Raw genomic sequence first — 26861 nt, forward strand, 5'->3', positions numbered from 1 at the left:
CTCCTATTCCTTTGTCCCTCATAAAGTTTTTTATGAAAGGTGGTAGAAACTAGTATGATATTAACCATCACCATTATTCTATTTTATTTGTTCATTTTCTTCCATATCCTTTATATGTTTATTCCGCTCTATACAAGTTATGCTTACCCAAAAATTTATCCTTCGAACGAAAAAGAAATGAGTATCTTAATCCCCGCTTTTAACGAGTCGCTTGTTATTGAAAATTGTCTGTTTGGCATTTTTAATTTGCGATATAACAAGCTTGAAGTTTTGTTTATTAATGATGGTTCTACTGACCATACACTTGAAACCTTACACAAACATCTTCGTCTTATAAAAACACGAAGATCGAAACAAGGTGTATTGAAACATCAACCTGTAAAGGCCGTGTACCGATCGCAAAAATATCCTTATATTTGGGTGATTGATAAGGAAAACGGCGGAAAAGCGGATGCCCTTAATACAGGCATAGATTTTGCCACAAAAGAACTTGTTATTACATTAGACGCTGACAGCATTCTTGAACCAAATGCATTAAACGAAATGAACCGAACATTTTCCGATAACTCTGTCGTAGCAGCAGGAGGATTAGTGAACATCGTTCAAGGGTTTAAACGTCGTGGAGAAAAGATGATTCCTTGCTTTCAAATCCCTGGATTAGTTCGTTACCAAGTTGTTCAATATTTAACGTCCTTTTATTTACACAAAGCCACCCAATCAAAGCTCGGATCGATTACCGTCATCGCAGGCGCATTTGGCGCTTTTCAAAGAAATGTCCTCATACAGGCAAAGGGCTATCGCAAAACAGTCGGTGAAGATATGGATATTACGTTGCGAATTCAAGAGCTAATCGGCACAAGCTTAAAAAACAAACGCATCGTTTTCGTCGCTGAAGCCGTTTGTTATACGGAATGTCCCGCCAGCTTGAAAAACTTATACAGACAGCGCATCCGTTGGCAAAAAGCATTTGTCGACTGCGTCATTACGTACCGCAAATCCTTTTATCGAAAAATGAATTTTAAAGTATCGACCTATTTACTGTTCGATTCCCTCCTGCTTGGCACAATATCCGCCTATCCAACTATAATGGTCCCGCTCCTCGTGCTTGTCACAATGAATCATTGGAAATTATCCCTCCTCCTATATATCACATCGATTGTATTAGCCGTCATGCAAGACATTGCTACGTTGCTCGTTTCGAGAAGATTCGGACAAACGTATCAGTTCAAAGACCAACTTTCGGTCCTCCTATTTTTCCCCGTTGAAGTCATACTTTATCGAATCACAGGATTATTTTTTGTGACCATCGGAACGATTCTCTACTTTTTTGATAAAGATGGCTGGAGTCGCTCAGAACGAATTGGCAAACCTATTAAATTGGATACCGAAGTAAAAATGAACGTTCGTGATACGCTTGGAGGGTCGTAAAATGAAAAAACATGCGATCACCAATCTGTTATTTACCCTTTCCTTCCTTGTGATTTTCAGCCCGCTTTGCTATTTACTTTATGACTACGTTCTCAGCTATGGATTCGCTCCCGCCCCAGCGAAAGAATCATTACACGAAGCTCACATATCCCCCATTTCTGTTAACCGTGATTTCTCTACCCTAGAAAAACAGGCCAAAAAAATACCCGTTTTAACCTATCACCGAATTATCCCAGAAGACCAACTAAAAAAACACCACTACACAAAATCAAATGAATTGGTTGACATGATCGTCACACTTGAAAATTTTACAGAACAAATGAATTATTTAAAAGAACAAAACTATACCGCTCTCTCGTTAAAAGAATTCCAATCGTTTATGACCCACCAAAAGAAAGTACCTGCCAAAAGCGTATTCATTACTTTCGATGATGGATATAAAGATGTGTTCGAATTTGCGTATCCAGTTTTAAAAAAGCATGAGTTTTATGCGGTTCAATTTCTGATTACCGGATTAATCCCTCATCGGACCGTTTCCTATAACCCCCATCACCTTCAATACGCCAGCATTCATGAGCTGAAAAAAGCGGCGGATGTTTTTGATTACGGAAACCATACCCACTCCTTTCATCAACGAAATCCTCAAGGAGTCGCCTACTTAAAAGCATACGAACCGGAAAAAGTAAAAGAAGACCTTGCTAAAGCGAAGGAATGGCTAGGACACTCCATAGCTTTTGCAGCTCCATACGGAGAATATGACCCTACTACGTTAAATATACTAAAAGATTTAAACATAAAAATGGCTTTTACTACCGAACCTGGCTACGCCCAACCAGCTCATCACATCCTCGAAATTCCAAGACAAAGTGTTTTCTCGTCCTATACAATGGATGATTTTAAAATGATTTTAAGGAAGCATGTGGAGGATGTTCAGTGAAATCCAACATGCTTCCCTACTTTTTCTAAAACTAGAAATAGAATATTGTATGATCATAGACTTCTATGATAATGTTTAGTTGGAAAAGGGGGAGGAAAATACTTGAAAAACCAACTAAAACTATACATCTTATTTTTTGTAATGGTCATAAGTTCGACTTTTTTAAGTGGACATGCAGAGGCGAATAGTGACTTAACCAATACCGTTAACCATCAGCTGTATGGCACTAACTTCTCTATGGCTATTCGGGATTTACATACTGGCGAACTTGTCTATGAATACTACGGAAACAACGGCGTTAAACCTGCTTCAACTTTAAAACTATTAACTGCTGCAACAGCTTTAGACGTTTTAGGAGAAGACTATTATTTTTCCACACAAATGTTAATGGATGGAAAAATTGAAAACGGCACTTTGCACGGAAACCTGTACCTTCGCGGAGAAGGTGATCCTACTTTACAAGTAAAAGACTTTGTTACCTTTAGCAACACATTAAAACAAAAAGGGATTAAACAAATAAACGGAAACATTTATGGAGATGAAACATGGTTTACAGGAGATCGTTTATCGCCAGGTATTTCAGCCGAAGATGAAAGCTATTACTACGCGGCTCCCATTTCAGCCTTAACGACTTCACCTGACAATGATTATGATGTAAGTACCGTCATCGTCACAGCCAAAGCTTCAAGTATCGGTGCTGCACCGAGCCTTTCCGTACAACCAAATTTAAGTGGAATGAGGCTAATTAATAACGCCAAAACCGTCGCCAAAGGTCACCGCAACACCCTAGAAATTGAAAGAAAATACCGCACAAACCAAATCATCATTTCTGGTAACTTGCCGCAAGGAAGTTCAAAAAAAGAATGGGTCACGATGTTTAACCCTACATTAAGTACATTGAACTCATTTAAAAATACACTTGCTACCCAAGGTATTCAATTTGCTAGCGGTTCGAAAGTAGACTATGCCACTGTGCCAAGCAATGCCGTATCTTTAGGCACAAAACGTTCTCAACCATTACAAACATTACTGCCAACCTTTATCAAATTAAGTAATAATGGAATTGCTGATATATTAGTAAAAACATTAGGCAAAAAAGTTTATCATGTGGGCGACTGGGAACACGGACTTAAAGTAGTGAAAGAATACGGTCAATCAATTGGATTAGACATGAACGAATGGAAATTTGAAGACGGTTCAGGTATTTCCCATTCAAATGAAGTAACAGCCATTCAACAAACGCTTTTCCTTGTTCAACAACCGAAAGAACCAACCTACCGGACATTTTTAACGAGCTTACCGATAGGGGGCCAAAAAGACCGCTTAATCGGTGGAACATTGCGAAATCGCTTCACAGAAACGGCATATAGAAACCGTGTACTAGCCAAAACAGGCACCCTAGACGGCGTTTCAACTCTAGCCGGCTATGTACAAGCAAACAGCGGAAAATGGTATGCTTTTAGTATTTTAGTAGAGCATAATCGTTCAAGCGCTACTACACAAATTGATGCTGTAGTGAAGAAGATGATTACGACGTATTAAGGCGAAGAGCTCAAGGTTCTATTATGGAATCTTGAGCTCTTTATCTAGAAGTTTTTTGTTACTTCTCCATCATATTGTCTACGCTTGCCCAAATCTCTTTAGAAATATGCCTATCTGCCTCTGCTCGCAGTTCAGCTGCATCTTCATCTTCTCTTTCCTGTTTAATATTTTCTTCTTTAATATTAGAAACAATCTCTTCAATCACATTACCTTTAAAAAAGAAATGGATTCCATTAAAATACAACCAATATCATTTAGGTAGACTTTTTTGTGTTTCTACTTTATAGGGTACATTTTACAGTATTAAAATTGAGCAATTGGACTTTTTCGGTTACTCTAGAAAAACGCGCAATAGTTGAAGAGGGAGTATTATCATTTATTAAACTTCATAATTAGCAAAAGAACAAAGTATCTTTGTACTGTGTAATAACTATAAACAAAAGAAGAGAAAGTTGATAAACACTTCGGCTTATTTTTTACATAAAAAATTTTTTCTCAAGATCATTAAATAATTTAAATACCATTACTCGTTCGCCAGTCCGAGAGCTGATATCCGTATGAAAACTTTTCACTTTTTCCCCAGTTATAGTTAATATAATATTCTTAAGATCTTCTATACCTGATTCAACTAATTCCGAACGAGTTTTCTTTATAGTTAACAGTCCCTCTTTTGTTTCACAAACGGTATATTCAGCTGGTGTTAAAACACCTTGTAAATTCACAATGATCATATCCCTTAATATGTCTGTTTTAACAGATACAGACCCACGCCCAAGAAAGTCTTTTTCCCATTGAGTAATTGCCTTACTTATTTCAGATTCATAAGAACCTTTAGATATTTTCATAAACTACACATCTCCTATTGAACAAAAAATTAGTCTATCACTTCCTGCACTAGCTATTATAAGAGAGAGGTCAAGTTCATCTATTCCCATTCTTGCTTTTTCCAAAGAGTTTTCAAGGGTGTAAGCTATCTCTCTAGAAAAAGTTCCTAATAGGTCTGTATTAACCTTATTAGGGACTTTTATAGAAACATTTAAGAACTTTTTAAAAGGTTAGACAATTGCCCGCTTTTTCCCAGTTATTGTGAAACTGTCTTTTTCCCATATATAAGTGCATAGAAGTTAACTTCTCCTTCTGTTTCAAAATAAAAGTGTGGATAGGCTACACTGAGTTGGACAGAAAACTTAAGGTCAAGTAGACTACAGATAATATACTTGAGGAGAATCTACGATGACTAAAAAAGCACGTCGAACATTTACAGATGAGTTTAAGCAACAAATTGTGCAGCTGTATCAAAGCGGTAAACCTAGAAAGGACATTATTCGTGAATATGACCTGACGCCGTCTTCCCTGGATAAGTGGGTGAGGCAAAGTGAGAATAATGGCTCCTTTAAAGAAAAAGATCAGTTAACGCCTGAACAAAAAGAATTAATTGAACTTCGTAAACGAAATAAGCAGTTAGAGATGGAGAACGATATTTTAAAGCAAGCCGCGCTGATACTAGGACAAAAGTAAATGTCATCAAGAATAATCAACATAAATACTCGATATCAGCAATGTGCAAAGTCCTACAATTACCTAGAAGCACGTACTATTATGAAGCCAAAGAAAGAGCAGCAGTGGATGATATCACGTCAGATGTGATCGAAATATTCCGCGCCAGCCGTCAAAATTATGGAACACGTAAAATTAAAATTGAATTAAAAAAACGGGGACTCATCGTGTCTAGACGGAGAATTGGGCGTATTATGCAAGAGCAGGGCCTTGTCTCTGCTTACACAGTAGCTCAGTTTAAGCCGCATGTAAAATCCTGTAATGAATCCGAACAGAAGAATGAACTAAACCGCGAGTTCCACCAGGAAGAAGTGCTGACAACGATCGTCAGCGATTTAACATACGTAAGAGTCAAACAAAAATGGCATTATGTATGTGTATTTGTCGATCTCTTTAATCGGGAAATTGTGGGGTACAGCGCCGGGCCAAATAAGGATGCGTTACTCGTCTATCGTGCGTTCGCCTCGATCAAAGCCGACCTTCGTAAAATCCAACTGTTTCATACGGATCGTGGGAATGAGTTTAAAAATAAGCTAATGGACGATGCATTAGAGACATTTAACATTCAACGTTCTTTAAGTATGAAAGGCTGCCCATATGACAATGCCGTCGCTGAAGCAACGTTTAAAATCATTAAAACAGAGTTTGTGAAAGGTCAACATTTTGAGAGTTTAGAAGAATTAACAAGGGAATTACATGACTATGTCCACTGGTTTAATCACATCCGAATTCACGGGACACTTGGTTATGTAAGTCCAATTAATTATAAACTTGAACACCTTAAAAAATCTGTCTAGTTTAGTGTTGACATACCAGTGTGATCAGGTAAGGTTTGACACTGTTTCACTAGTAGGAACCTCCACAATTGAGGATTTTCCATCCTTACTATTAACTATTAAACCACAAACTTTAACATAAGACGGCACTAAAGGATGGTGACGAATGGCGTCAACACTTTTTTCAATACTATCAATAATAGTTTCATTTCCATTTAGCCAGTCTTCAACTGTACCACTTGAAAATTCAGGCATACAATTTTGAAAAAGATAGTCTAATGTTTGTATTTTATCTTTCATTGATTCAAGTTGAGTTCGTATATTGACTGTGGTAGTACCCTTATCTTTTGTTCCTACAACAAAGATCTCCTCAATATTTTCTTGATAAATAGCAATGATAACAGATCTCATTATATCTCCATAAGGATGTGAGAGATCGATACCATAATTTTGTATCGTCAGCATATTTTCTGCTCGAATATTAGTCACTTCTTGTAAGATGGGTTCCAACCCGTTTTCAATGTCCGTTAAAAATAATACTTTTTTATTTTTATCTAAATTCATATCGTACACCCTTTCTTTATTTTTATGGATTTTTTAATTGAATAACAAATTATTTGATAAATGTTTATTTTGGCAGTTACCAATTTTCCCAACGTCCTTCTGGATCAACACTAGCAAGTCGAACCCATCCATTTTGAACTTTTTCTCGAAATGCTGACTCATTATTTAATAACCGTTCTACATATTCGCTAGGTGCTTGAATAACAATCAGCAACCGAAGAGGAGAATGATAAGCCTCATGATCTGATTGCATGACGGATTGCCAAGGTAGTCCAGCTAACAAGTCACTCGCATTCCCCTGCATAACACCGAGACCTGCTGTAACAGTTTGAGTTGCTTTATTTCCACTACCATAATAATGTGGCGCTACCGTTGAAGCGTAATATTGAAGATTAATCCATTGGGCTACCGTTCCTGGTCCCGCAATGATGTTTGCTAGGAGGTCACCACTTTCATCCTGACTCCAATCATAATTATGAAGGAAGGCTCTACCTTCCAAGTCACAATCCTGAGTTAGTTCACGTTGGCCAATAATAAAAGCGGCATTACGAGCTAATCCCCATTCCGGACGTATCTCACTCCAATCTTCCGCAAATCGGTGTGCCTCAGCCTTCGGTCTTTTAAATTCCTTTTGGAAATTCGGTAATTGCTCTAGACGTTCTGCATTTGCATTATGGCTCACTTTCGGCATAATTGCTTCGATACGATCAAATGCTTCTTGTGCAGCTTTGGAAAGTTCAGGAACATAAATCCAGTGTAATTCATCTACCGTTGTTTGGTGCTCAGCAGCTACAAAAACAGTATCCTCAGGGATTTTAAATCCTTCAGCAGAAAGCTTTCCTCTAACCTCTGGAAGGTTACATAAAGTAGCTAAAACCCTAGCATTGAATCCACCGCCAGCTCCACCACAGGCACCACAGTCAAGAGCAGCGGCATAGGGATTATTGGTACTTTTACTACTATGACCACATATTACGACTAATGGTGCGAAATTTTTTGTTAACCCCATCATTTTCAGAGCTTGGCGTGCATAATTCACTTTTTCTTCTTCAGAAAAACCAACAGGTATCTCCGCTTCTGTATTATGAACATGGTTAAGCGAGAGCGTGATATGAGGTTTGCGTAACCAAGTCTCAGAAAGGTTACGAATAAAACGATTTGCCCCTCTTGGCACAAAACTACGTGCTACCATTTGTAGACTAAGCCAAGGTCCACTTAGCTCAGGTAAAAGTAAGCTCGAAAGTACATTCTGTTTCATCATTTTAAATGTATGGCTTAAGGAATTAACTGCCTGCTTACGTTGTTGATATGATTTGAGTTCATTTTCATTTGCAGACTCTTTTATTTTATGTAAAGGCTTTAGTATAACTGGCAAAGAAGAATGGCTGTGATCGCTCCCAAGTTCACTTGTTGCTATTGGTAGCCCAAAAAAACCAGCAATTCCAATCGTTTCAAACGGACCTTCTTTTTCAAGTTGACGACGAAAAGGTTCTGATCGTACATCGATGCAGAATGCCAATTGAGCTAATACAGCTTTTTTATCGTTGGTCTCATGTTGTTTAGAGAATATTTTCTGACTTAGTTGATCTGTGTGTGTTTGCTCCCAAGCTTCTAACCAAAGTTTCCTGCGAAGCTTCTCATCAAAGCTATGGGCAAATGATAAATATTCGTTTTGTTCAGCTGTTGACATCTGTAACCATTTCTCGATTGTAAGGCCCCCCCAATGGATCCAAGATGCTATAAGGGGAGTAATCGAAACTCTTTTCCCAGATCGTTGATGGGTCAAAGGTAAGTAAGGCTTCATAAGCGCCAATTCCATAGAAATTCGAACTGCTAAATATTCGGTTAGAAGTGCATGTTCATGGCTGGATTGTTGAGAGTGCCAAAGCATCATCCCTGCCCACCCAGGTAAGGAAAGTAAATGACCTTCAAGATAAGCCTGTATCTCTGATTCGGGTATTTCTAGTACGAATAACGCTTCTTTTAAAGCCATATGTGCCTCTTGTGGCCAACCTTTTAAACTTTCGCGTTGCTTTTTAGTAAGTGCCGGATCATATTGAATAAGACGCTGCCAAGCACGATAGAAACCTTCCTCACGATTTGGCATGGTCCAATCTGCCTGAGAGTCACCAAGATATAATTTACACCACTTGATGACATGGTAATCAAGAATATTGATTAACCTGTCACCATCTCTATCCTCTACATGTGAACTTATTGGTTGTATTGGGAAATCATTGATATTATCCGTATTCAGTCCACTAAATTTACCTACCAATTTCTCCAACTTGCGTGACGATAAAAGGTTAGAAGGTAATGGATCTAATTGGAGGGCAGCATGGCAAAATCGTTCTGCCACGTCCCTTGGGATATTAAAGGAACGTGAATCAAGCCAACGCTGGAGCCCCATTTTCACATAGACTTCATCAATCTCACCTTTACTCTTTGCCGAAAGGATCATAGACGCACTAGGATATATATCAACATCACGAGTATTTTTTAACCAATCTGCAACCTGGTCAAAAGATTGCTTTTCAAGTCCCATCCATGGATTACGTGCTGCAAATGTGGAAATAGGCCAAAGTGGTGCAATCACTCGGCTAGCTGCTTCAATTAAAACGTTAATATCACTTTCTTGAAAATTAATATCTATATCTTTATTTTTTACATTTTCTTTCGTTAATACAGATGTTACGCCCATCGCTGATTACCTCCTTATGATAAGTATTGTTTAAGGTAGTTTGGATGACTCTCTACTGACTTTGGTTTTGCTTCACCTAATCGCACTAACCAAAGATAAAGTACTGAAAAGGCAACAGATGAACGATTACGAGCAACCCACGTACCTAAAGCACTACCAAATAGTAAGAGACATCCGACAATGATGACAACTGACATTGGAGGTTGAACACTATGAAAAACGGTTGCATGCAACCACTCGTAGAATAAGTTATGAATGATAAAATAAACGATGGCCGCTCCTCCTAAAAATGATAAACCAGCAATTCGACCAATTCTCCCCTCTCCAAAAGCTACGAGCTGTGTCCAAGAAACAGACAATGACCATCCTAAGATTAGTGCACTAATCAATCGATATCCCTCACCAGGAGCCATGACCCAAAAAACAACCGCTACAACGAAAGCTAAAACTCGACCAGCCATAAGCCATAAATAGGATGACCGTTCATTAACGCGAGTCGATACTTCGAAACGGCGTACTGCTGAACCTGCCTGTAAAAACAGCGTAGCTTTGAACAAACCATGTAAGATAAGATGAATAATGGCTGCTATATACGCACCTAATGCACATTGAATGAGCATAAATCCCATTTGTCCAATCGTAGAGCCTACTAACTGACGTTTATAGTCAACCTGAACTAAACTAATTCCAGATCCAATCAATACAGAAATGCTTGCAAGAATAAGTAACATAATCGATGCTATATCACCATTAAAAAGAGGTGAAAATCGAGTCAGTATAATCCCACCTGCATTTACTAAACCTGCGTGCATAATCGCAGAAACAGGAGTCGGAGCAACAGCAGACTCAATTAACCATCTTTGGAAAGGCCACTGGGCTGCTGGAATTATCACTGCTAATATAATCAATAAATTAATCCCTGTTCTCTCCCATGATCCAAGTGGAGCTAAACTATCATTTGTTAGAGCTAATGATAACTGCCATTGACCTGTGACTTGAAAAAGCCAAATCATCGCGAATAACAGAGAAAGCCAACTTAACATAAATAATCGACCAGAAACCTTGGCTGCTTGACTAGTTATTTTCCAAGCACTGTTTAACCTTATAAGTAAGTTTAAACCGACGAGAGTTGCTCCCCAAAATATAACCATTAAGCGGAGATCACTACTTAACCATGCAATTGAAGCAGCACCTGTAGTGAATGTGAAAAGGGGAAAATACTTACGATAATGGCGATCCCCCATTAAGTAACGTACAGAAAAACGCTGAATGATTAAACCAATTGCAAGAACAAAGAAGACCATTAACCAAGCTAAAGAATCCAAGAACCAAGGACCAAAACTTCCATTCACACTAGTATTAGCAAGAATTACTAAGGAAACCAACGGTGGTAAAGCTACAATCCAAATATGAATACGAACAAAACTCAAGGGGACTCGTGGATGTAAAAACAATAGTCCACTTAGCCCAGCAGCAATAAGCATAATAAAAAATAATGTTAACAATGATGACAAACTCAGCAAAACCAACATTTCAAATCCTCCCTTTTTTATGACATTAACTTACAAAAACCTTTTTGATTAAGGTGATTTTATTTCGAGACTATGTACTTCTTTTATTGGTTAAATGTTATGTTCCAATAAAAAAAGCCAACAATTTTCAAGATGTAATGATTTAAAATCATCATTGAATCTTAAAAATTGTCGGCTTCACTTCAACTAACTTCATGCGAAGTTTTTTGAAGAGCTACCTTTTTATAAATCAGTTTACTTTATGTTTTAATTGCCTTCTAAAGAAAGCATTGATTTACCTTTAATTTAGTCCCTTGATTATGTAATAAACCGATTTATGTTACTCTTCCTTTTGTCTATTTAGGGTACTTTTTCATCCATTCAATATTAAACATTTAATATTGAATATTTAATATTGAATATTAAAAGAATGCTAAAGGTCTAACTATTTAAAAAGGAGAAAATAAACATCTGCCGATTGTTAAGTTAAGTATAAAATAGGCCAAATCTTAAAAATTGTCAACAAGAAAGACCCCATTTCCTATTTCGATGTTTAAGCAAACCACAGTGGACATGACTAGGGAATAAAACCATCAACAGCAATAACAAAACAAAAAAGCCCCAATCCCTTATCTACCAAAGGATTGGAGCTTCTTCTAAGTATGATTCCGACTGGGTTCGAACCAGCGACCTCTACCCTGTCAAAGTAGTGGTTGCACTTTTCACCTATTTTTAAATGGTTTCAAGTAACCTTATCTATTCTTGATTTGACGGGGTTTCAAAGGGGTTAACTTCTTATCTATTATTATCTAATTCTAACTTTTTTCATCTATTACTCCACCAAAATTACACCAAAAATTACACGGATTAATAACAGGTCAATTATCTCTTCTTTTAAGATTGTCAAGATTGATTGGCTTAACATTTATCTTTGGAGTAATATCTACATTACCCAACAACTCATTTACGTCAATTGGATTTTCTTTGAAATACTTTTCTAGTTTGTAAAATTTAGGTTCTTCCAATTCTCCGTCTTCAATCATTTCAAAAATCTTCTTTAGTTCTGGATTACTTTCCGCAGTCTTTCCAGATAGAAAATCATCTGGCATTGGAATTTTCTTTTTAACAACGTTTCTTATAGTCTTCCTGTATTCTATATATCTTCTTGCTTTTTTGAAATTCAATTTAGTTCCGTTGTATGCTTTAGAAGATAACTTGCCTATTAATCTAATTAACTTTCCAAAAAGAAACTTCACTAACTTAGTTAATGGAGTTAAAATTAAATCTTTAAGGATAAAACCAACTACTACACCAACTGCAGCAAATATCAACTTGCTCATATTTTCATCTGTGCTGAAATAACTGATAATAGAATCGAACAATCGCTTATCCACCTTTTTTCTTCTATTAATAATTACATTATAACAATGTAAAAAGAGATTACACCATTATGATGCAATCTCAGTCTGATTAATTAACCAATCAAGAAATACTTTACGGCTTACCCTCATTTGTCTTCCAATTTTAACAATATGGAATTCCCCACTATTGAATAAATCATATGCAGAGGTTGTTCCTATACGAAGGATATCCCTTACGTCCTCAACCGTTAAAACAATCGGAAGGTCATTCTCAGAATTGTACATTAGAGATTACCTCCTCTGTCCAATCTGCATACATATCAAATAACTCTGGATATGCAACATTGTCCTTCAATTCTTTTGGAAATAGCAACTCCACATTTTTATCTCTACATACTCTAGATAAAAGAGATAAATTTTCCATACCTAATATGTTAAAGGAATCTAAAACAAACACCTTATCAATATCTTCATTCAGAATTGTTAAGATCATTTCATTAAATTGCCTTTTTAAGTTCAATCCATTAAACCAAATAGTATCAGCGAAAAAGTGAGAAAAATAGTAGTCAGAACCATAAATACGTTTTAAATTTAGATTATCAAGTATTTCAGTTCGTTCTAAGATTTTCTTATATTCTCTGTATTCTGTTAATAGTTCAAGGCTTTCATAAGGATCAAATGTTGTATAAGCAATAGCCTGCCACTTCATATCGATTTCTCTAAGCATATCAATTTTCCTCCGTTAATAAAGCATTAACGTCGTCACAAAAGATACACTCTAGGTCATCCCTATATTGAATAGTCTCTTCGAAATCAGACAAGTAGGTAACAGACATTCTTCGACCAATCTTATTAGGTTCTGCTCCAAAACCGTCCATTATTAGAACAAGTCTTTCTTCTTCTGCCCAATAATCTTCTTTAAGAAGTTCTTTCTTTATTAAACCAATTTTTCCACGCAGATCGTAGTTAAATAAAATATGTTCTACTCTTTTTTCTAACTTCTGATTTTTTACCTTCTTCAGAAGTTCTATGTCCTGCTTATGAAACCAAACGAATTCTTCCAATCTTTCTAATGCTATATTAGCCTCTTCTTCTGTTCCTACTTTTAATCCATCAGCAAAAGTTAAGAATCGTTGAAGAGTGACAGGATGACTCTCTTGTTCTCTAGTTAATAGATCAGAAACCAAATGGAAATTTGCAATAAACTCCTCAAGTTTTGTTTCTTTATGCAAGTAGTTAACTAGAATTCTTCCTTCATTGTTCATGTTTTTCATATTAACACGCTCCTAAAATAGTTTTATGAAGATAAGATGTTTATCTTCCTTAAACTAAGGAATCTCACTTCACTATTTAGGATCTATTTATAAAAGTTAATATGAAATAAAAAAAAGTAATATAAAAGTATATATAAAAAAGATATACCAATATATTACTATAGAAGAATCTCCCTGTAAAGGACCGATTTTCATTTTTTCTGTTTTTCCGCCAAATCTCTTACTTCATTAATTCGTTTTCCAAAATCATATGACTGACTGTATGAGACTTTCCCACACTTCAGGCATTGCACATCGCACAAACGATCATAGTTGATTTTGTCTTTAATTCCTTCTGGATACTCCTCAACACGAATTACATCAAGAATTCCACCACAATCACAAATCATATCTTTACCTCACTCTTAATATTCTTCTGCTAACATAACAGTAATACATTTACCGTCATCAATAATAAAAATTTTCCCCTCAAACTTGTTATTTACTTGAGTAAGCATTAGTTGTTTCCTATAACGAGGTTCTTCTTGAGAATGATTTATATATGTAGTTGTTCCATTTGTGTCTATATCAAAGACCTGAAGATAATCTACCTCAGTAACTTCTTTCATTGCCATAATAGAATCTAACATTCCTTTTATTATTTCAGGAAGAATTAAACTTTGCACTTGTTTTGTAGTAAAGACTGATTTAGGCTCAAACATTATTTTCTCCTTTTGATAAATCTTAAAGATATTATAACATTAAATAATACTTGTTAAATAATCCAGTGGGACATCTACATCACTATGGAGATCCTGCCTACAAATACTGTAGTGAATGTTATACTTCAGGCAAAGGTTTGAGAACTTCTTAAATGTTTCCCAATTACCTAATTCCTGATAATCATAAAGCACAATTCTATCTATACATGTACGATCTATAAACTTAAGGTGAAACTCTAAATGTTCCACACTAGCCATTAAATACATTTTCATTTTCTTACCTACTATTTCACTGTGTATCTGAAGGCTCTCTGAAATGTCTTCATAACGATCATTGTTAAATGTTAAACCGAAATAATACCCCATATTATCCCCTCCGTATCCTTGTTGATGTAAAGTATAGCGCGAATCTAATCATCTACAAGGATTTTTATCTACGATATTAAATCACAACAAAAATGTAGATAATAAAAATGAGTAGGAACAAATCCTACTCAACAATCTTTCTGATATTTCTTTTTTATTTTCCGTAATTTTGGGTTGTGGTAGAATTTCCGGTTCTTTTGGAACTCCCGTAAAACCTTATGCTTATCTTTCAAATTTTAAAAATAAAGTATTTACATACCATCAGCCTTCTAAATTCTTCTTTCTTTTGTTATTCCTAAATCAAAGTTAAATATTGATGTAAATCATATGTTGAAAATAAATACATACCTCCAATTACAGAGGCTGGAATACCTAAGCCCATAAATACCTTTAGTGTTCCGTTTATTATTGGTTCTGTATTTGTTGTACCGTCTTCATAAACTACCTCAAATAAAGAAGCAAAAAATGAAGCAATTAAAAACCCCACAATAATACATAATAACCAAAGTGCTCCAATCACTACCCAAAGGCTTGTGAATTGGTCAACATCATGTGTTATGCTACCTGAAAAATTAAATAAATCTGTCATAACTATTACCTCCAATTTCCTTTAGTAGTATTAATCTTTATGTTATTTAATTCTTTTTTCAGGAGATAAATCCTAGTATCTATCACTAATTTCATTAAATATCTATGATGTTTTTAAATAATCTGATCCGAAAATTCGCATGGTCTGTCATTGGCTTGTAAAAGTGGTATCATTTATAAAAACCTTATTTTAGACCATTTAGGCCTTTCTCAATATATTTGTCGCCAAAAAAAATAAATGTCGTTAAATTTCTAATTCTTTCTTGTTTATTCTTTTTTTACAATAGCGATGATTAAAATCATCACTATTGTATGGATTTTTTTCAGATGAAGAAAATCATTTATTTCACCTTTAATTTTCGATAGATTTTCGTAAAATATTCCTAAGTATAAACCTAAAAAAGCCCTCAAGATGAAGACAATTTTGTTATTTCTTTAATATATCTTTTCCTTTTTTGAAAGCATCTTCAAAGGAATTTACATCTTTTTTATTTATTTTTACCCCTTTATTTTCAATAGTTTGAGAATAAATGCTATAATTTGGTCTTTATTTTTAATTATGAATCGTATCATTGCTATAAATAGTTTGTTAATTATGCAGCAAAGTTCTTTCCTTTACTTATTACTAAGAAAGCATATACTTTAGCAAGAATCCCTCTAACAGATGGTACTAAAAGCAAAGATAATGCACAGGCAAGAATACCAATAACAAAAAGAACATCTTGAAATTCGATTCATTATGTATCAACTCCTTTCATTAATAATGATTTATAAATGCTTACAAATAATATATGAATCCCTTCACAATTCACTTATAAAGGGAATGTAAAAGGCTTATAAATAAAAATAACCATTATAAAGAATATAATGATTTATAAATGTTGATATGTTGTTTTATAGTAATTTAATAAAAGACTTATCAACGGGTTATAAAGATACCGTCTTATACATTGTTCTTCCTTCAACCTTGTATGTACCTACAATTACTTTGAAAACTTCATCTTTATGAACGATCAATCCTTTATTGTCCCAATCTTTAGATCCGTATGTCCATAGAGAATTACAGATTACTTCCACAAACTCTTTCTTCTTTTCTTTCACTTCTTTGTGAAGGTAGTAGGCTTAACATATTTTTCAGTGGTTGTAAATAGTAATCAGATTTCACCATCCTCCACCAACTTTCTATTTACGCTCTAAATCCTCCAGTTTCGGCTCTAGGTGTATTTTATACAATAAGTCATTAATAAATGTTTCTGGACCATTAGAAGGCGATTACTGCGCGGGAGCGGGACATGTTCTTCTTCTGATATCTTTCCATATAATTCTTGATATATAGAACTTTAGCCGTTATACCTGTTTGGTCTCTTGGATCATAGACTTTAACTCCATGCAATCTAAAACGGTCAATATTTCGCTTTTTATTTCTGGAATTTTTCGGATATATTCTTTTTCGTTCCTTTATTCGTATATTCCATTTCCCTCCACCCTTTTTCCTGTCAAAAATCAACTCTAACAAGCCCTGTATTTCGAGTTATAACACTACTAAGGTGTTTATATAGGTATAAAAAAAGAGACCTGTTAGAGGTCTCAAATGATCTTGCTATGTATTCGGTATATTAAGTATATAAGATTGCTATGTATTCGATATATCTAATCTCTTATATGATTATACCGCATTTAAAAACGAAAAGCAGCCCTAAATTAATCTCCAAGTTCACTAAGAACTATGTATTCTCCATAATTACTGCAATCAATCTGAAGTTGTTCTAATTTTATTTCAACATCTACATCTATGTATATTTGTTCAGATGAAACGGAATCTACCTCTTCTTCACATCGAAACTTATACTTACGGATTAACCTTCCCGGTAATCTGTAACTACGCCAAGAAATAATACCTGCCTTATCTGGATTGTGTTTCTACAATTCGCTATGGAATGTTAGCACCTCATTCTGTAAATCTTCTTGTGAATCTAGGTATGTATCAATTTAAACCGGATAACTTTGTATAAGTAATACCAATCTATAGTCACTTTATAGATATCTTTTTTTAAAGAACAGACCTCCACAGTGACAACTTACTGTAAAAACCTGCTCTAATCTTCCTTGTGAAAATTATGATAAAGTATTTAAGATTATAGTATATTTTTAGAGAAAACTACCTCATTCAGATTTTTTCTGTATTCTAAGGATTATTTTAGGCTCTTTCTCACTATCCTTTTTTGCACTCATATATCCACATAATATGTGAAACCAAATCCAATTACCCATTATTAAGAAAGTTGGTACAAAGAAACTTAAGAATATATCTCCATTAACTTTCCATATAACAAAGCCGACAATGAAGGCAAATAACATGTTAACAACAAATATTACCATCCAATGCATTTCACCTAGACTATCGTAATCCTCCCCAAACTCCTTATACATATATACAAATCCACGATCAAAGAATGCTCCACCCATCGCTAGGATAAAGATAGAAAGCAGGTAGTAATTTGTGAAAGACATATCTAGATATTTCATTCCAAGAGGACTGACAATGAGAGCAAATACAGATGCAAAAAAGAAATCAATACAGAAGAACAAGAATTTATGAGATAACTTATCGATTATATATTCCATATCTATCAATCTCCTCATTATTACTTTTTTGGATATATATACTATTATAGCGCGCATCTGTTCGAAAAGCAGCCTTTGGAGTGGGATCTGTGCATAAAAAAGAGTGGATATCACTATCCAACTCTTGGTTCACTTCTTCTGGCAATATCCAAATTCCCTAATTTCACTTTCTCTCTTTTCTTTTCTTATGTAGTTATTTAAACCTAATATTCCAGCAGTACCACTACCTGAAATGGGTTTAACATTCCTTAGTATTTCTACCTCAAGGAGGTAATCTGTCGGTGTGAGGCAACCTGTCTTATGGAATTTCGTTCAGTTAGATAAAGTAGTTAATTCTGATCAGGTAGTATTCTTCTGGTGTGAGTACAGCAGCATCTAGTTCGTCAATTTCGTCAAAGAAGGTAATAATAATAAAATCGTCCTTCTTAACAATATGCATACCGTCGCATTCGTTGTATAACTTATTTAATTCTTTTAATTTTTCTACACTTAAATTTCTCATTTATTTCTCCTCCTCTCTTAACTATAACTTCAACAGAACAGGCACTTTTTCTATCTATCTCTTAGAAATATTTTTAAATATCTATAATGTCTTATCGACAATAAGGGCATAAAAAAACAAGGATATTACTCCTTGTTAATAAAATTCTCTATACAATCTGGATTTAGTTTTGTTGCTAACTCGATGCATTTTAGAAGTTCTTCTTCGTCTAAAATGTACTCAGCCAATATTGCATCAATGTTCTGCATAAATTCATTATATGTTGGATACACATTATGAAAGCAGATAATATTGAGTGTGTTTACTTTATTTTTCTTCTTTTCATATTTATGTTCTTTTTTAAAGATGTAAATGAAATACATATACTTTGACTCATCTAAATGGATGCCTTCAACTCTAATTCTCTCAAATCTTGTTAATAAAATGTTGTACTCCAAGTGACGAAATTCAATAAACTGCTGGTCCATACCTTCAATCGAGAAATGCTCACCTTTCAAGTGTATCTCCTCCCATGTCTTTTGATAATTTTCACTTGTATACACTTGAATATCTGAAGGCAAAAACCTTGTTTATAGATAGGATAAAATAAAAATAAAAAAAGAGTAGATTAATTTCTACTCTTTTAGAGAAAAGGTAAGTCGTCCTCTGGAACATCTAAGGGTGATTGATAAAACATATCCTATGCACTTATTTTAAACTCTACCTTCTTATGTGGCTCTGGTTGAGGCTTTGAAGTTTGCTTTTAGGAGTGGAAACTAGAAAACCTTTCCCAAACGGGTCAATAATCTGCTTAGTTTCTTCACTAGCAGTAATATTATTAGAGTTATCTGTACCTTCCCTTTTTACTTTCTCCGTTTCCTGAAACAGTATGAACTCTTGCTTCATTATATTCTCTAATTCTTTCTGTCTTTCAAGTTCTGCTTTAGTTTCTTCTATTGCTCTCATTCTCTTCATTGCCTCCCTTTCATGCTTAGTTTCCTCATAAATGTCTCTTTCACAACCGGGAATGAAGAATAAAGTTGTAACCTGAAAATCCTTTTTAGTTGCTTCTTTTAGAAATCCAATTAAATCACTCTTATACTTATCAATCTGCTTTTGTGCGAAACTGTTATTTTTTGAGAAATATAGATGGAGCAAGTAACCATCCTCATTTTTGGTGAAAACTGGGTAAGACTTTAGCAAACAAGTTAACATTCCCATTTCTCTACCTGATCGAGCCTTTGGATACTTCTTAGCATATCGGTTTGCTCCTGATTTATTTAAAAAATCAACTAAGAACTTATACTTCTTAAAATTATCTGAAACATCAATATTATTAAACATAAATATCTCCTCACTTTCTGTGCCATAGCACGGGCTGTCTTTAGTGAGAAATGGTAAAACTTCTGTCTACGTGTGTATTCTATCTAATATGGTAGATCCTCGTCAGATATATCATCTTTATAAACTGTTACATTTACAGTTTCGGTGTTTCCGTAAAATAACTCATCATAAAAATCTCTTTTTGTTGCGTTACTGGCGTCACTCTTACCCACATTGTTGAGTTGGTCTAAATACTGTTCAACCATGCTCGCTGCTCTCAAAGGATTTGGCTTTTCAAGAACTTTTTCAAGAAAACCAAGTTTAATCTTCTTTGCAGGAAACTTGTTGTTAATAAAAATCTCTATGGTTTCTAAAGCCTTTTCCATTTGAGAAACAGGATAGGTTTTTGCCTTTTCAAGAAGAAGATCTTGATAATTTTCTTCTTTTACAAAGTATTCAAATGCCTGTTTGAGAGAGTTAAGAATTTCAGCCGGCTTATTATTATTATTGAAACTATCACTAGGACTATTACTTGGACTATTATTTGGACTATAGACACTCGCATAGCCGTGGAATTGACTATTAGCCATTTCTTCGCTGTTAGCCGTATCTTCGCTATAAGCCAAAATATCGCTATAAGCAGTGTAATTGAGATAAGAAAATAATTCTTTACTATAATTGTACTTCTGACGATCCATAACACTATTTCGAAGAGTAGCATACAGAGAAGCATAGAATTTCTCAATAGCCTTAACAGTTTTCTTGTTTCGTTTTCTAACCTTTTCGTTTGAGTGAAAAAGTGGTGTTATTAAGAAGAAATCCTCTAGAATTACATTTTTAAGTTTCTCCATTTCCTCTAGAGCATTTTTGAAACGGACAGGGTCTGATTTGGAGTTTGAATTTGGAGTTCTCGATTTTTTAATAAGTTTTATAATTCCGTCTATGTACTGCTCGTGTTTGAAAATGGTTAATGTATAGTACCCCTGAAAATAGTAACGGTTTGAATAATCATCATAGAAATTAGCAGGTTTATAGTAAATAAGACCAATAAGAGCCAGAAAATCAATTGACGCTGTGATATCTTGATTCTTACTAAAATCAGAAACCTCCATTATATATTCATAAGATGGAAAAGCATATTTACCATCCTCGTCAGTATTGTAATTTGTTTGAGAACCTAAGAAGGTTCTAATTAAATCTAACAGGTTTTTAGGTTTAGCAGGTAGAACTTTGAGCCAACCATTATCACGTGCCTCCCTTAAACCTGCAATGTCTTCGTATGGAATATTGATTTTATGTTTTTGTAATAAATTCCCCATATTTATCTCCTCCCTTTCAACTGGAAGAGAGATTATAGATAGTAGTATATATGCTGATTATTATATCTCTATAAATCTCCTCCTAATTTTTTAAATAAGTTTCAATACATTCTTAAAATAATATTATATAGTATTTGATGATCATTCTAATCTTCAAAGGAATGCCTTGTCAGCCTCCACTTTTTATCAATTATCTACCTTCCTTTTTTGAATATTAAGCAGGCTGTATTAAGGTTATAACATACATTTTAAAATACAGGGTGAGTATTATATAACATTATTAATAAATAGGAATAAATAGGAAAAAAACTTCTTAAAAGCAAAAAAAGTCCGGTGACTATTACTAAGTACCGGACAAAAAGTTAAATTAACTCATATTAAAAAAACCTATCTTTGGATCAATCAGCAAAGTTCTATCTAAAAATAAATTTCCTAATTCACAAGATGTCTCCGGAAGATAAGAACAACTATGGCAGGCAGCACCATTAAAGTTATTAACACCTTGACCAGAAGTCTTACCAATTTCAGAGCACACAGGATCGGAACTACACCATCTAGCCTTATCGATAGCCTTTTCCACTACAGGAAAAAACCTTTCTTTTTTACCCATTCTAACAAGTCCTCCAAAGGTGCCGTCAACATCACCTGAAGAAGTATAGATTAAAACACCGCATTGATTGTCATTAAAATACAGGCGTTCACGAAGTGAAGCAGAGTTATAACCACAAGTTAAAGCAAGTTCATCAATGATAATATGCGACAAAGTGTGTAAAAGTATATTCCTAGGTCTTAATAAAGTATCGTCAACATTTGCTCCTTTTTTTTCTATACGAGTTATTAATTTGTTAAAGTATCGGGAAACATCAATTCTCTCTTCCCAAGAGATTAATCTCTCTAAACTTAAAGTGAAAAATATTCCTTCGCCATATACTTTATAAGCAGGCAGCCAATTATTATCTGAAAGATTCGGTTCCTTAAATAATAACTTTTTTCCCTTTACTATTTGATTTTTCCCCTCATCTTCACGGGTACTTAATCTGTCAAAACCAATTAAAGCAATAGTTTCTTTTAACTTTGTTATCCTATTGATTAAGTTAAAATTTATTGACACTTCATAATCTGATCCATCTGAAGAATTCCATTCTTTTCTAACCTTTAAATTTTTAGTGTCAACATCCTTTACTAGTGTTTCAAACTCTTTTTTTCTTAATTCGATTTCTGCCTTCCTAGTATTAACTTGTTCTGGTAATACTTCTTCCTTTTCTATTGCACCTTCAATATAAAGTATTGCAAGTTCAATGTCAGAATCACTATATTCACTTATCTCAGGAGGACATAATTTTTTTACGATTTTCATCTTTTCTTCAAGTTTTTCAAAGTCACTTAACCAAGAAGATGTTATCCCGTATTTTTCAAACATATCAATTAAATTTTCAACTTCTATGTTATGCTCCCCCGGCAGATGAATTGCACTAATAGTATTGGGGAAATAAACATTTATAGAATTTTTTAATGCTGCAATTGGAAAGGCAGAGCAATCCTCAATATCTTTTTCTGACCCATACCATGGCTTTTTACCCGGACACCTGTACAATTCATTTGTTTTTTTGTTCATCAATTTACTTAATTCACTGATACCTCTATCATCCATATCTTCTGTCGTTTTTCGTGACATAATCCCTTTTAAGGACCTTTCAGCATCTTTACTGCAACTACATTTGACCTTTAAAGAATCTAATGTAGCGCCACCAGTTGAAACAATTTTCATTAACCCTTCACAATTTGTTTTTTCATCACCATGTACCCACTCTCTCCAAGGAAAGTCTGAAATATGACCATGTTCACATACAATCACGAAAGGTACTTGTATCATTTTTCTTTGTTTTTTACAGTCTTTACAATCCATCCAACTAGTTCTAGAGGACATTGAAGTTTGATGTAATGTTTTACAAACTGGACAATAGTGCCATGTAGGAAAACGCAATAATGGAATATATAAATCCGTATTGGTTTGGGTTATAGCATTACCTCCGCCTTTATACTGATAACTTGGTCTAAAATCAGGAGGTAGTAATAGTTTTTTCACTCTTAATAAAGATCTTAACCTTGGTTCTTGAATTTCAAATTCCTCAAAAGACTCGATTCGATTTTCGTTTTTATCATAAAACCATTTATCCAGAGAACCAATCATTGCTGATTCTCCTTCTGGACTAATAACTAAGGCACCGGGTCCAAATGTAGTAACAAGTTGCCCTCTTCTCAACGGTAAGTCTCTCATGAAAACAAAGCCTCCCAACCACTTTCATTCTCATTGCTATTACTATCAAAATCCGATTGATATATTGAAGCAATTAGACCTCTACATTCTGAATCTACATTTCTCATCGTATTTATCATTGGCTCTGCTTTACTTTTTAAAATTTGCGGAATAGTAGTTCCTGCTGGATACATATACCCATTCACCTTTGAATCAACTTTCCAATGAGTATAACCGCCACGCTCTAATCTTTTCAAAATTGTAAGAAACCTGCTCTTAAGTTCATCTACTTGTTCTGGATCAACTAGTGTGGCTCTTTCAATCAATCTATTATAAAAAGGCAAGATTTTATTATTCATGTGTTTTTTTATCTCATTCCAGTCAGGTGTTCTTGCTACATCGTCACTTAATGCTTGTCTTAAAAAACCAATAACGACTGCATGAAGACCTCTATCTAAACAAGAATCAGAGAATGGAGTAACACTTGTAGATTCAACTTGAGCATACAACTTTTGATGATACTCTCTGAAATGTTCAAAGTGAGATTTATCTCTGGACTTTGTATTCGAGTATAATGTGAATATTAATCCCGGTCTTTCCCACCAGCGACGCCCTACACGCCCACTTACCTGAATATACTGGGCAGTCATCTTAGGCTGGCCTACAATTGCCATTACAGACAGTCGATCAATATCAACACCAACTTCAATAATATTTGATGCTAAACATAAATCAATTGCTGAATCTTTTCCTTTTTCTTTACTTGGGTTATAACTTACTTTTAAATCATCGATAGTCTTAGTAATTTCATGACTTTGTTTTCCAGATGACAATTGCAATACATCATTTGTGTATCTTATATCTTTCAACATACCTTTTCTCATTGCCATAGCCCCAGAGTATTGAGGTATGTCAGTTTGTGATAAAGTTAGACCCCCGCCCAACTCACGAAGAGTATTATAAAAAGAAAGCAGTGTCCAATATGGGTCTCTCTCATCTTCATTTATTTCAGCAGAAGACTGTAAAATTGATGAGAATGTCATTACTTGTGACATCATAATACGAACCGTAGTTGTATAAACACCAACATATTTTCTACCGGGCCTTGGTTTGCCACTTTCCTTATCTATTGCTGGAGTTGCAAAGAATGAATCCGTACTTTCTAATCCCGGACTTGGAAATAACCTTGCATTTTCTCTTCCGAACAAAGCAAGTGCCTGCTCTTCGAATTGTTTTATTGTTGCGGTCGCTGCGATTATCTTAGGTTTAATAATCTTTCCATTTACATTTTTTATGCATAGTTCTTCTATCAAAGTTTCAAATAATCCTGTTAGTGTCCCTAGTGGACCCGAAATTAGATGCAATTCGTCTTGCACGATTAACGATGGTGGACTAATAAATCTATCCCCTTCTTTATCTAAACCAAACAACGATCTTGCTTTTGGTTGCCAAACTAACTGAACGAACTTATCGACTGTTCCAATTAAGAAAGTTGGCCTCTTTTGGTAGATTGTTTCATCAACTATATGGATTGGCAGTTCATCATGAAAATGACAGTTCTTATCTGGACAATGTACTACAAGTCTCTCATTATCTGAAATTTTGTAGCCAAGGTAATATTTCTTCTTATTACCTTTCTCCTCATAATAACCTAGATTAGCACCGCACCAAGGACAATTGTTTACAATAAATTGAGGCACATTCTTTTCATTTTTTTGAAGTTTGTTTAGAGCGGTTTTGGCTGATTTGTTATTATTAGGTGTAGTCTTGGAACCTACCCAGATTCCGATTGAGAATGGAACATCACCAAGTTTATTGTGGTTTTTTTCCCGAAGATATTCTAATGAACAAATTAGTCGGGAAGACCTTTGAAACTGGTCAGCAGTTAAAAGACGTAAAGTATAACGCATCATGACATCTACACCAGCATCCATCGGGTCTTTAAGACGTCTAAGAATCATTTGAAAAGCAGCAACACCCAAATAGGCTTCTGTCTTACCTCCACCAGTAGGGAACCATATTAAATCAACTATATCTCTGGATTCACTTGTTTCATCTACTAACGATTCAATAGACATTAATATAAAGGCAATCTGGAATGCTCTCCATGTATTATTTGCATTTTTTAATTTACTTTCATCGAAAACACTATCTTTAAGAGATTTATTAAATATAATTTGTTTGTCTTGGACACTTCCATAACGTTTTACTTTCCCATTTTCTTGTTGTAAAAGGATAGCAGTATTGGCTAAACGGAAAGCATTTAATATTTGGCCATCCTGAAGCAACTCAAGACCTCTTATCATTCTATCTAAACTATCTTGACATAGGTCCATATGCTTTTTGGCAACTGTTTGTATTGGTTTGGGAAGATCTTTAATCTCTTCACGTTTTGTTAAAATCCAAGTTTTATATCCCTCTATTAACGGCTGTAAAATATCTTTAGGGTGAGCGTTACTAGATAATCCTGCTAGATCACTCATTTTTATTTCAAGTTCTACTTCCTTACCATCTTTTTTCACAAAAACGTTAGGAGTCATACTAAGCGTTTCATACTCCGGCATAAACGTTGTAGATATCTGCTGGATATTTAAACTGTTTTGTTCCCAATGCGCGGCACATCCATGACCAAAGGCATAGACACCTTCATTTCGATAAAGAAGTTCAGTTGAAGCCTCTTCGTCACTCAATATCTTTTTCATTTGATATTGTTTTGGATAAACAGAAAACGAGTAATTATCAGTTGTATTGATTTTCATAACAGATTGAAATAATATTAATTGCTGACCATTTATTTTAGATACTGCTGATCGGTTTGTAGTACTTATTGTAATAACATACTTCCCGTTCACTTCACGAAGACGTGCCTGAAAATGAATGTTATACTGACTTATCTTTTCGCCTTTTTTATTCTTCATTTCAACCGTTTTTTCTACCTGTCTATCTCTAATAAGTTCTTCTAATTGTAAATCCCATAAACCCTCTATAGTCTCTCTTAACCACCATTGGATACTTTTGCTTTCACCCTTGACTTTTACATTATGTGGAGTATAAGTTCCACCCTCGATCCGAACTTTCAATTCTGGAAGGTCATTATTCACACAAAATGTTAAACCCATAGTTGAGGGCATAAAGTCATTCTTTTGCGGAAATAACTCTACCTCTCCTTCATCTTCAGTGGCCTCCATACCTTCCTTACGTTCAAATAACTTATCTACATCATCATTATCTTGATTGTCAGTTAATTCTTTATCGATGGGAGTTTCAAGAGATGTTTCCTCACTTTCACTTGTACCTAGCGGAAACAAATGTCCACTAACATATCGCTGAGTTGGGGTTTCTCTTTGAAGTATCTCTTCTTTTAGTCCTCCTACCTCCCAGTAATACGGTTTGTACAATTCGTCTCTCGTTTCAAAGAGTGTAGTACCAATAGGATTAAATTTTGTATAATGATTTCTAATTTGACCCGGTCCGATTATCTCTTCTCTAACATTATCTAAAACTTTTTGGCGGTTTTTTAATGATTTATCTGTAGTTATTGCCATAAATT

The 26861-nt window shown here is 34.7% G+C and carries 23 protein-coding genes and 1 pseudogene; 4 read left to right on the top strand and 20 right to left on the bottom strand.

Translation table 11 applies throughout. The annotated features are described in order from the left end of the window. Positions 1–54 precede the first annotated feature (54 nt). The 3 genes from ACXAEO_RS17145 to dacB all read left to right on the top strand — a co-directional run bounded on the left by ACXAEO_RS17145 (position 55) and on the right by dacB (position 3907). Positions 55–1428: a glycosyltransferase family 2 protein gene (locus ACXAEO_RS17145; RefSeq protein WP_474883241.1), complete on the top strand. Its 1374-nt coding sequence runs from the start codon at positions 55–57 to the stop codon at positions 1426–1428. A 1-nt stretch (position 1429) separates the two neighbouring features. Then, the gene (locus ACXAEO_RS17150) at positions 1430–2365 is read left to right on the top strand and encodes a polysaccharide deacetylase family protein (RefSeq protein WP_474883242.1); all 936 of its coding nucleotides are present in this window, start codon (positions 1430–1432) and stop codon (positions 2363–2365) included. 102 nt (positions 2366–2467) lie between these two features. Continuing rightward, positions 2468–3907 (top strand): D-alanyl-D-alanine carboxypeptidase/D-alanyl-D-alanine endopeptidase, encoded by a 1440-nt coding sequence (gene dacB / locus ACXAEO_RS17155; RefSeq protein ID WP_474883243.1) that lies wholly within the window; start codon positions 2468–2470, stop codon positions 3905–3907. A gap of 58 nt (positions 3908–3965) precedes the next feature. Here the strand turns inward: dacB and ACXAEO_RS17160 are convergent, their stop codons facing one another. Both ACXAEO_RS17160 and ACXAEO_RS17165 read right to left on the bottom strand, forming a co-directional pair. Next, positions 3966–4112, bottom strand: a complete 147-nt coding sequence (locus ACXAEO_RS17160; protein WP_474883244.1) for a hypothetical protein — start codon at positions 4110–4112, stop codon at positions 3966–3968. 271 nt (positions 4113–4383) lie between these two features. Then, positions 4384–4752, bottom strand: coding sequence for a Na-translocating system protein MpsC family protein (locus tag ACXAEO_RS17165; RefSeq protein WP_474883245.1), 369 nt, complete (start codon positions 4750–4752; stop codon positions 4384–4386). 388 nt (positions 4753–5140) lie between these two features. Here ACXAEO_RS17165 and ACXAEO_RS17170 point away from each other — a divergent pair. Continuing rightward, positions 5141–6261, top strand: a protein-coding gene (locus ACXAEO_RS17170; protein ID WP_474878936.1) for an IS3 family transposase whose coding sequence is annotated in 2 segments (ribosomal slippage) — positions 5141–5390 and positions 5390–6261 — 1122 coding nt in all. Because the reading frame shifts where the segments join, the coding sequence is not laid out codon by codon here. Here the strand turns inward: ACXAEO_RS17170 and ACXAEO_RS17175 are convergent. The 18 genes and pseudogenes from ACXAEO_RS17175 to ACXAEO_RS17260 all read right to left on the bottom strand — a co-directional run bounded on the left by ACXAEO_RS17175 (position 6258) and on the right by ACXAEO_RS17260 (position 26856). Further along, positions 6258–6804: pseudogene (locus tag ACXAEO_RS17175) on the bottom strand (carbonic anhydrase). The gene ACXAEO_RS17170 and the pseudogene ACXAEO_RS17175 sit on opposite strands and share 4 nt — an antisense overlap. A gap of 76 nt (positions 6805–6880) precedes the next feature. Next, complete coding sequence (locus tag ACXAEO_RS17180; RefSeq protein WP_474883246.1) at positions 6881–9505, bottom strand: DUF2309 domain-containing protein; 2625 nt, start codon at positions 9503–9505, stop codon at positions 6881–6883. 14 nt (positions 9506–9519) lie between these two features. Next, positions 9520–11037, bottom strand: a complete 1518-nt coding sequence (locus tag ACXAEO_RS17185) for an NADH dehydrogenase subunit 5 (RefSeq protein ID WP_474883247.1) — start codon at positions 11035–11037, stop codon at positions 9520–9522. Positions 11038–11894: 857 nt separating this feature from the next. Further along, positions 11895–12398 carry a hypothetical protein gene (locus tag ACXAEO_RS17190; RefSeq protein WP_474883248.1) on the bottom strand — a complete coding sequence of 168 codons (504 nt, stop codon included), beginning with the start codon at positions 12396–12398 and terminating at the stop codon, positions 11895–11897. A 66-nt stretch (positions 12399–12464) separates the two neighbouring features. After that, the gene (locus tag ACXAEO_RS17195; RefSeq protein ID WP_474883249.1) at positions 12465–12662 is read right to left on the bottom strand and encodes a helix-turn-helix domain-containing protein; all 198 of its coding nucleotides are present in this window, start codon (positions 12660–12662) and stop codon (positions 12465–12467) included. Then, positions 12649–13104, bottom strand: coding sequence for a hypothetical protein (locus ACXAEO_RS17200; protein WP_474883250.1), 456 nt, complete (start codon positions 13102–13104; stop codon positions 12649–12651). The genes ACXAEO_RS17195 and ACXAEO_RS17200 overlap by 14 nt, the downstream gene beginning before the upstream one ends. Position 13105: 1 nt before the next feature. Beyond that, positions 13106–13651: a hypothetical protein gene (locus ACXAEO_RS17205; protein ID WP_474883251.1), complete on the bottom strand. Its 546-nt coding sequence runs from the start codon at positions 13649–13651 to the stop codon at positions 13106–13108. A gap of 191 nt (positions 13652–13842) precedes the next feature. After that, on the bottom strand, positions 13843–14040 hold the full coding sequence (locus ACXAEO_RS17210; RefSeq protein ID WP_474883252.1) for a hypothetical protein: 198 nt from the start codon (positions 14038–14040) through the stop codon (positions 13843–13845). A gap of 15 nt (positions 14041–14055) precedes the next feature. Next, complete coding sequence (locus tag ACXAEO_RS17215) at positions 14056–14352, bottom strand: DUF960 family protein (RefSeq protein ID WP_474883253.1); 297 nt, start codon at positions 14350–14352, stop codon at positions 14056–14058. 39 nt (positions 14353–14391) lie between these two features. Next, a complete protein-coding gene (locus tag ACXAEO_RS17220) occupies positions 14392–14718 on the bottom strand; it encodes a hypothetical protein (protein ID WP_474883254.1) in 327 nt (108 codons plus the stop codon). Between the two features lie 295 nt (positions 14719–15013). Further along, positions 15014–15307, bottom strand: a complete 294-nt coding sequence (locus tag ACXAEO_RS17225) for a hypothetical protein (protein WP_474883255.1) — start codon at positions 15305–15307, stop codon at positions 15014–15016. Between the two features lie 2162 nt (positions 15308–17469). Next, positions 17470–17931, bottom strand: a complete 462-nt coding sequence (locus tag ACXAEO_RS17230) for a hypothetical protein (RefSeq protein WP_474883256.1) — start codon at positions 17929–17931, stop codon at positions 17470–17472. 316 nt (positions 17932–18247) lie between these two features. Next, positions 18248–18433: a hypothetical protein gene (locus ACXAEO_RS17235; RefSeq protein WP_474883257.1), complete on the bottom strand. Its 186-nt coding sequence runs from the start codon at positions 18431–18433 to the stop codon at positions 18248–18250. A 125-nt stretch (positions 18434–18558) separates the two neighbouring features. Then, positions 18559–18930, bottom strand: a complete 372-nt coding sequence (locus ACXAEO_RS17240) for a hypothetical protein (protein WP_474883258.1) — start codon at positions 18928–18930, stop codon at positions 18559–18561. A gap of 202 nt (positions 18931–19132) precedes the next feature. Continuing rightward, on the bottom strand, positions 19133–19756 hold the full coding sequence (locus ACXAEO_RS17245) for a hypothetical protein (RefSeq protein WP_474883259.1): 624 nt from the start codon (positions 19754–19756) through the stop codon (positions 19133–19135). An 83-nt stretch (positions 19757–19839) separates the two neighbouring features. After that, positions 19840–21054, bottom strand: coding sequence for a hypothetical protein (locus ACXAEO_RS17250; RefSeq protein ID WP_474883260.1), 1215 nt, complete (start codon positions 21052–21054; stop codon positions 19840–19842). Between the two features lie 367 nt (positions 21055–21421). Next, positions 21422–23332 carry a DrmB family protein gene (gene drmB, locus ACXAEO_RS17255; RefSeq protein ID WP_474883261.1) on the bottom strand — a complete coding sequence of 637 codons (1911 nt, stop codon included), beginning with the start codon at positions 23330–23332 and terminating at the stop codon, positions 21422–21424. Beyond that, positions 23329–26856 (bottom strand): helicase-related protein, encoded by a 3528-nt coding sequence (locus tag ACXAEO_RS17260; protein WP_474883262.1) that lies wholly within the window; start codon positions 26854–26856, stop codon positions 23329–23331. The genes drmB and ACXAEO_RS17260 overlap by 4 nt, the downstream gene beginning before the upstream one ends. Between the last annotated feature and the right edge of the window lie 5 nt (positions 26857–26861).

This window comes from Bacillus sp. ABA4_010 (assembly GCF_056159105.1).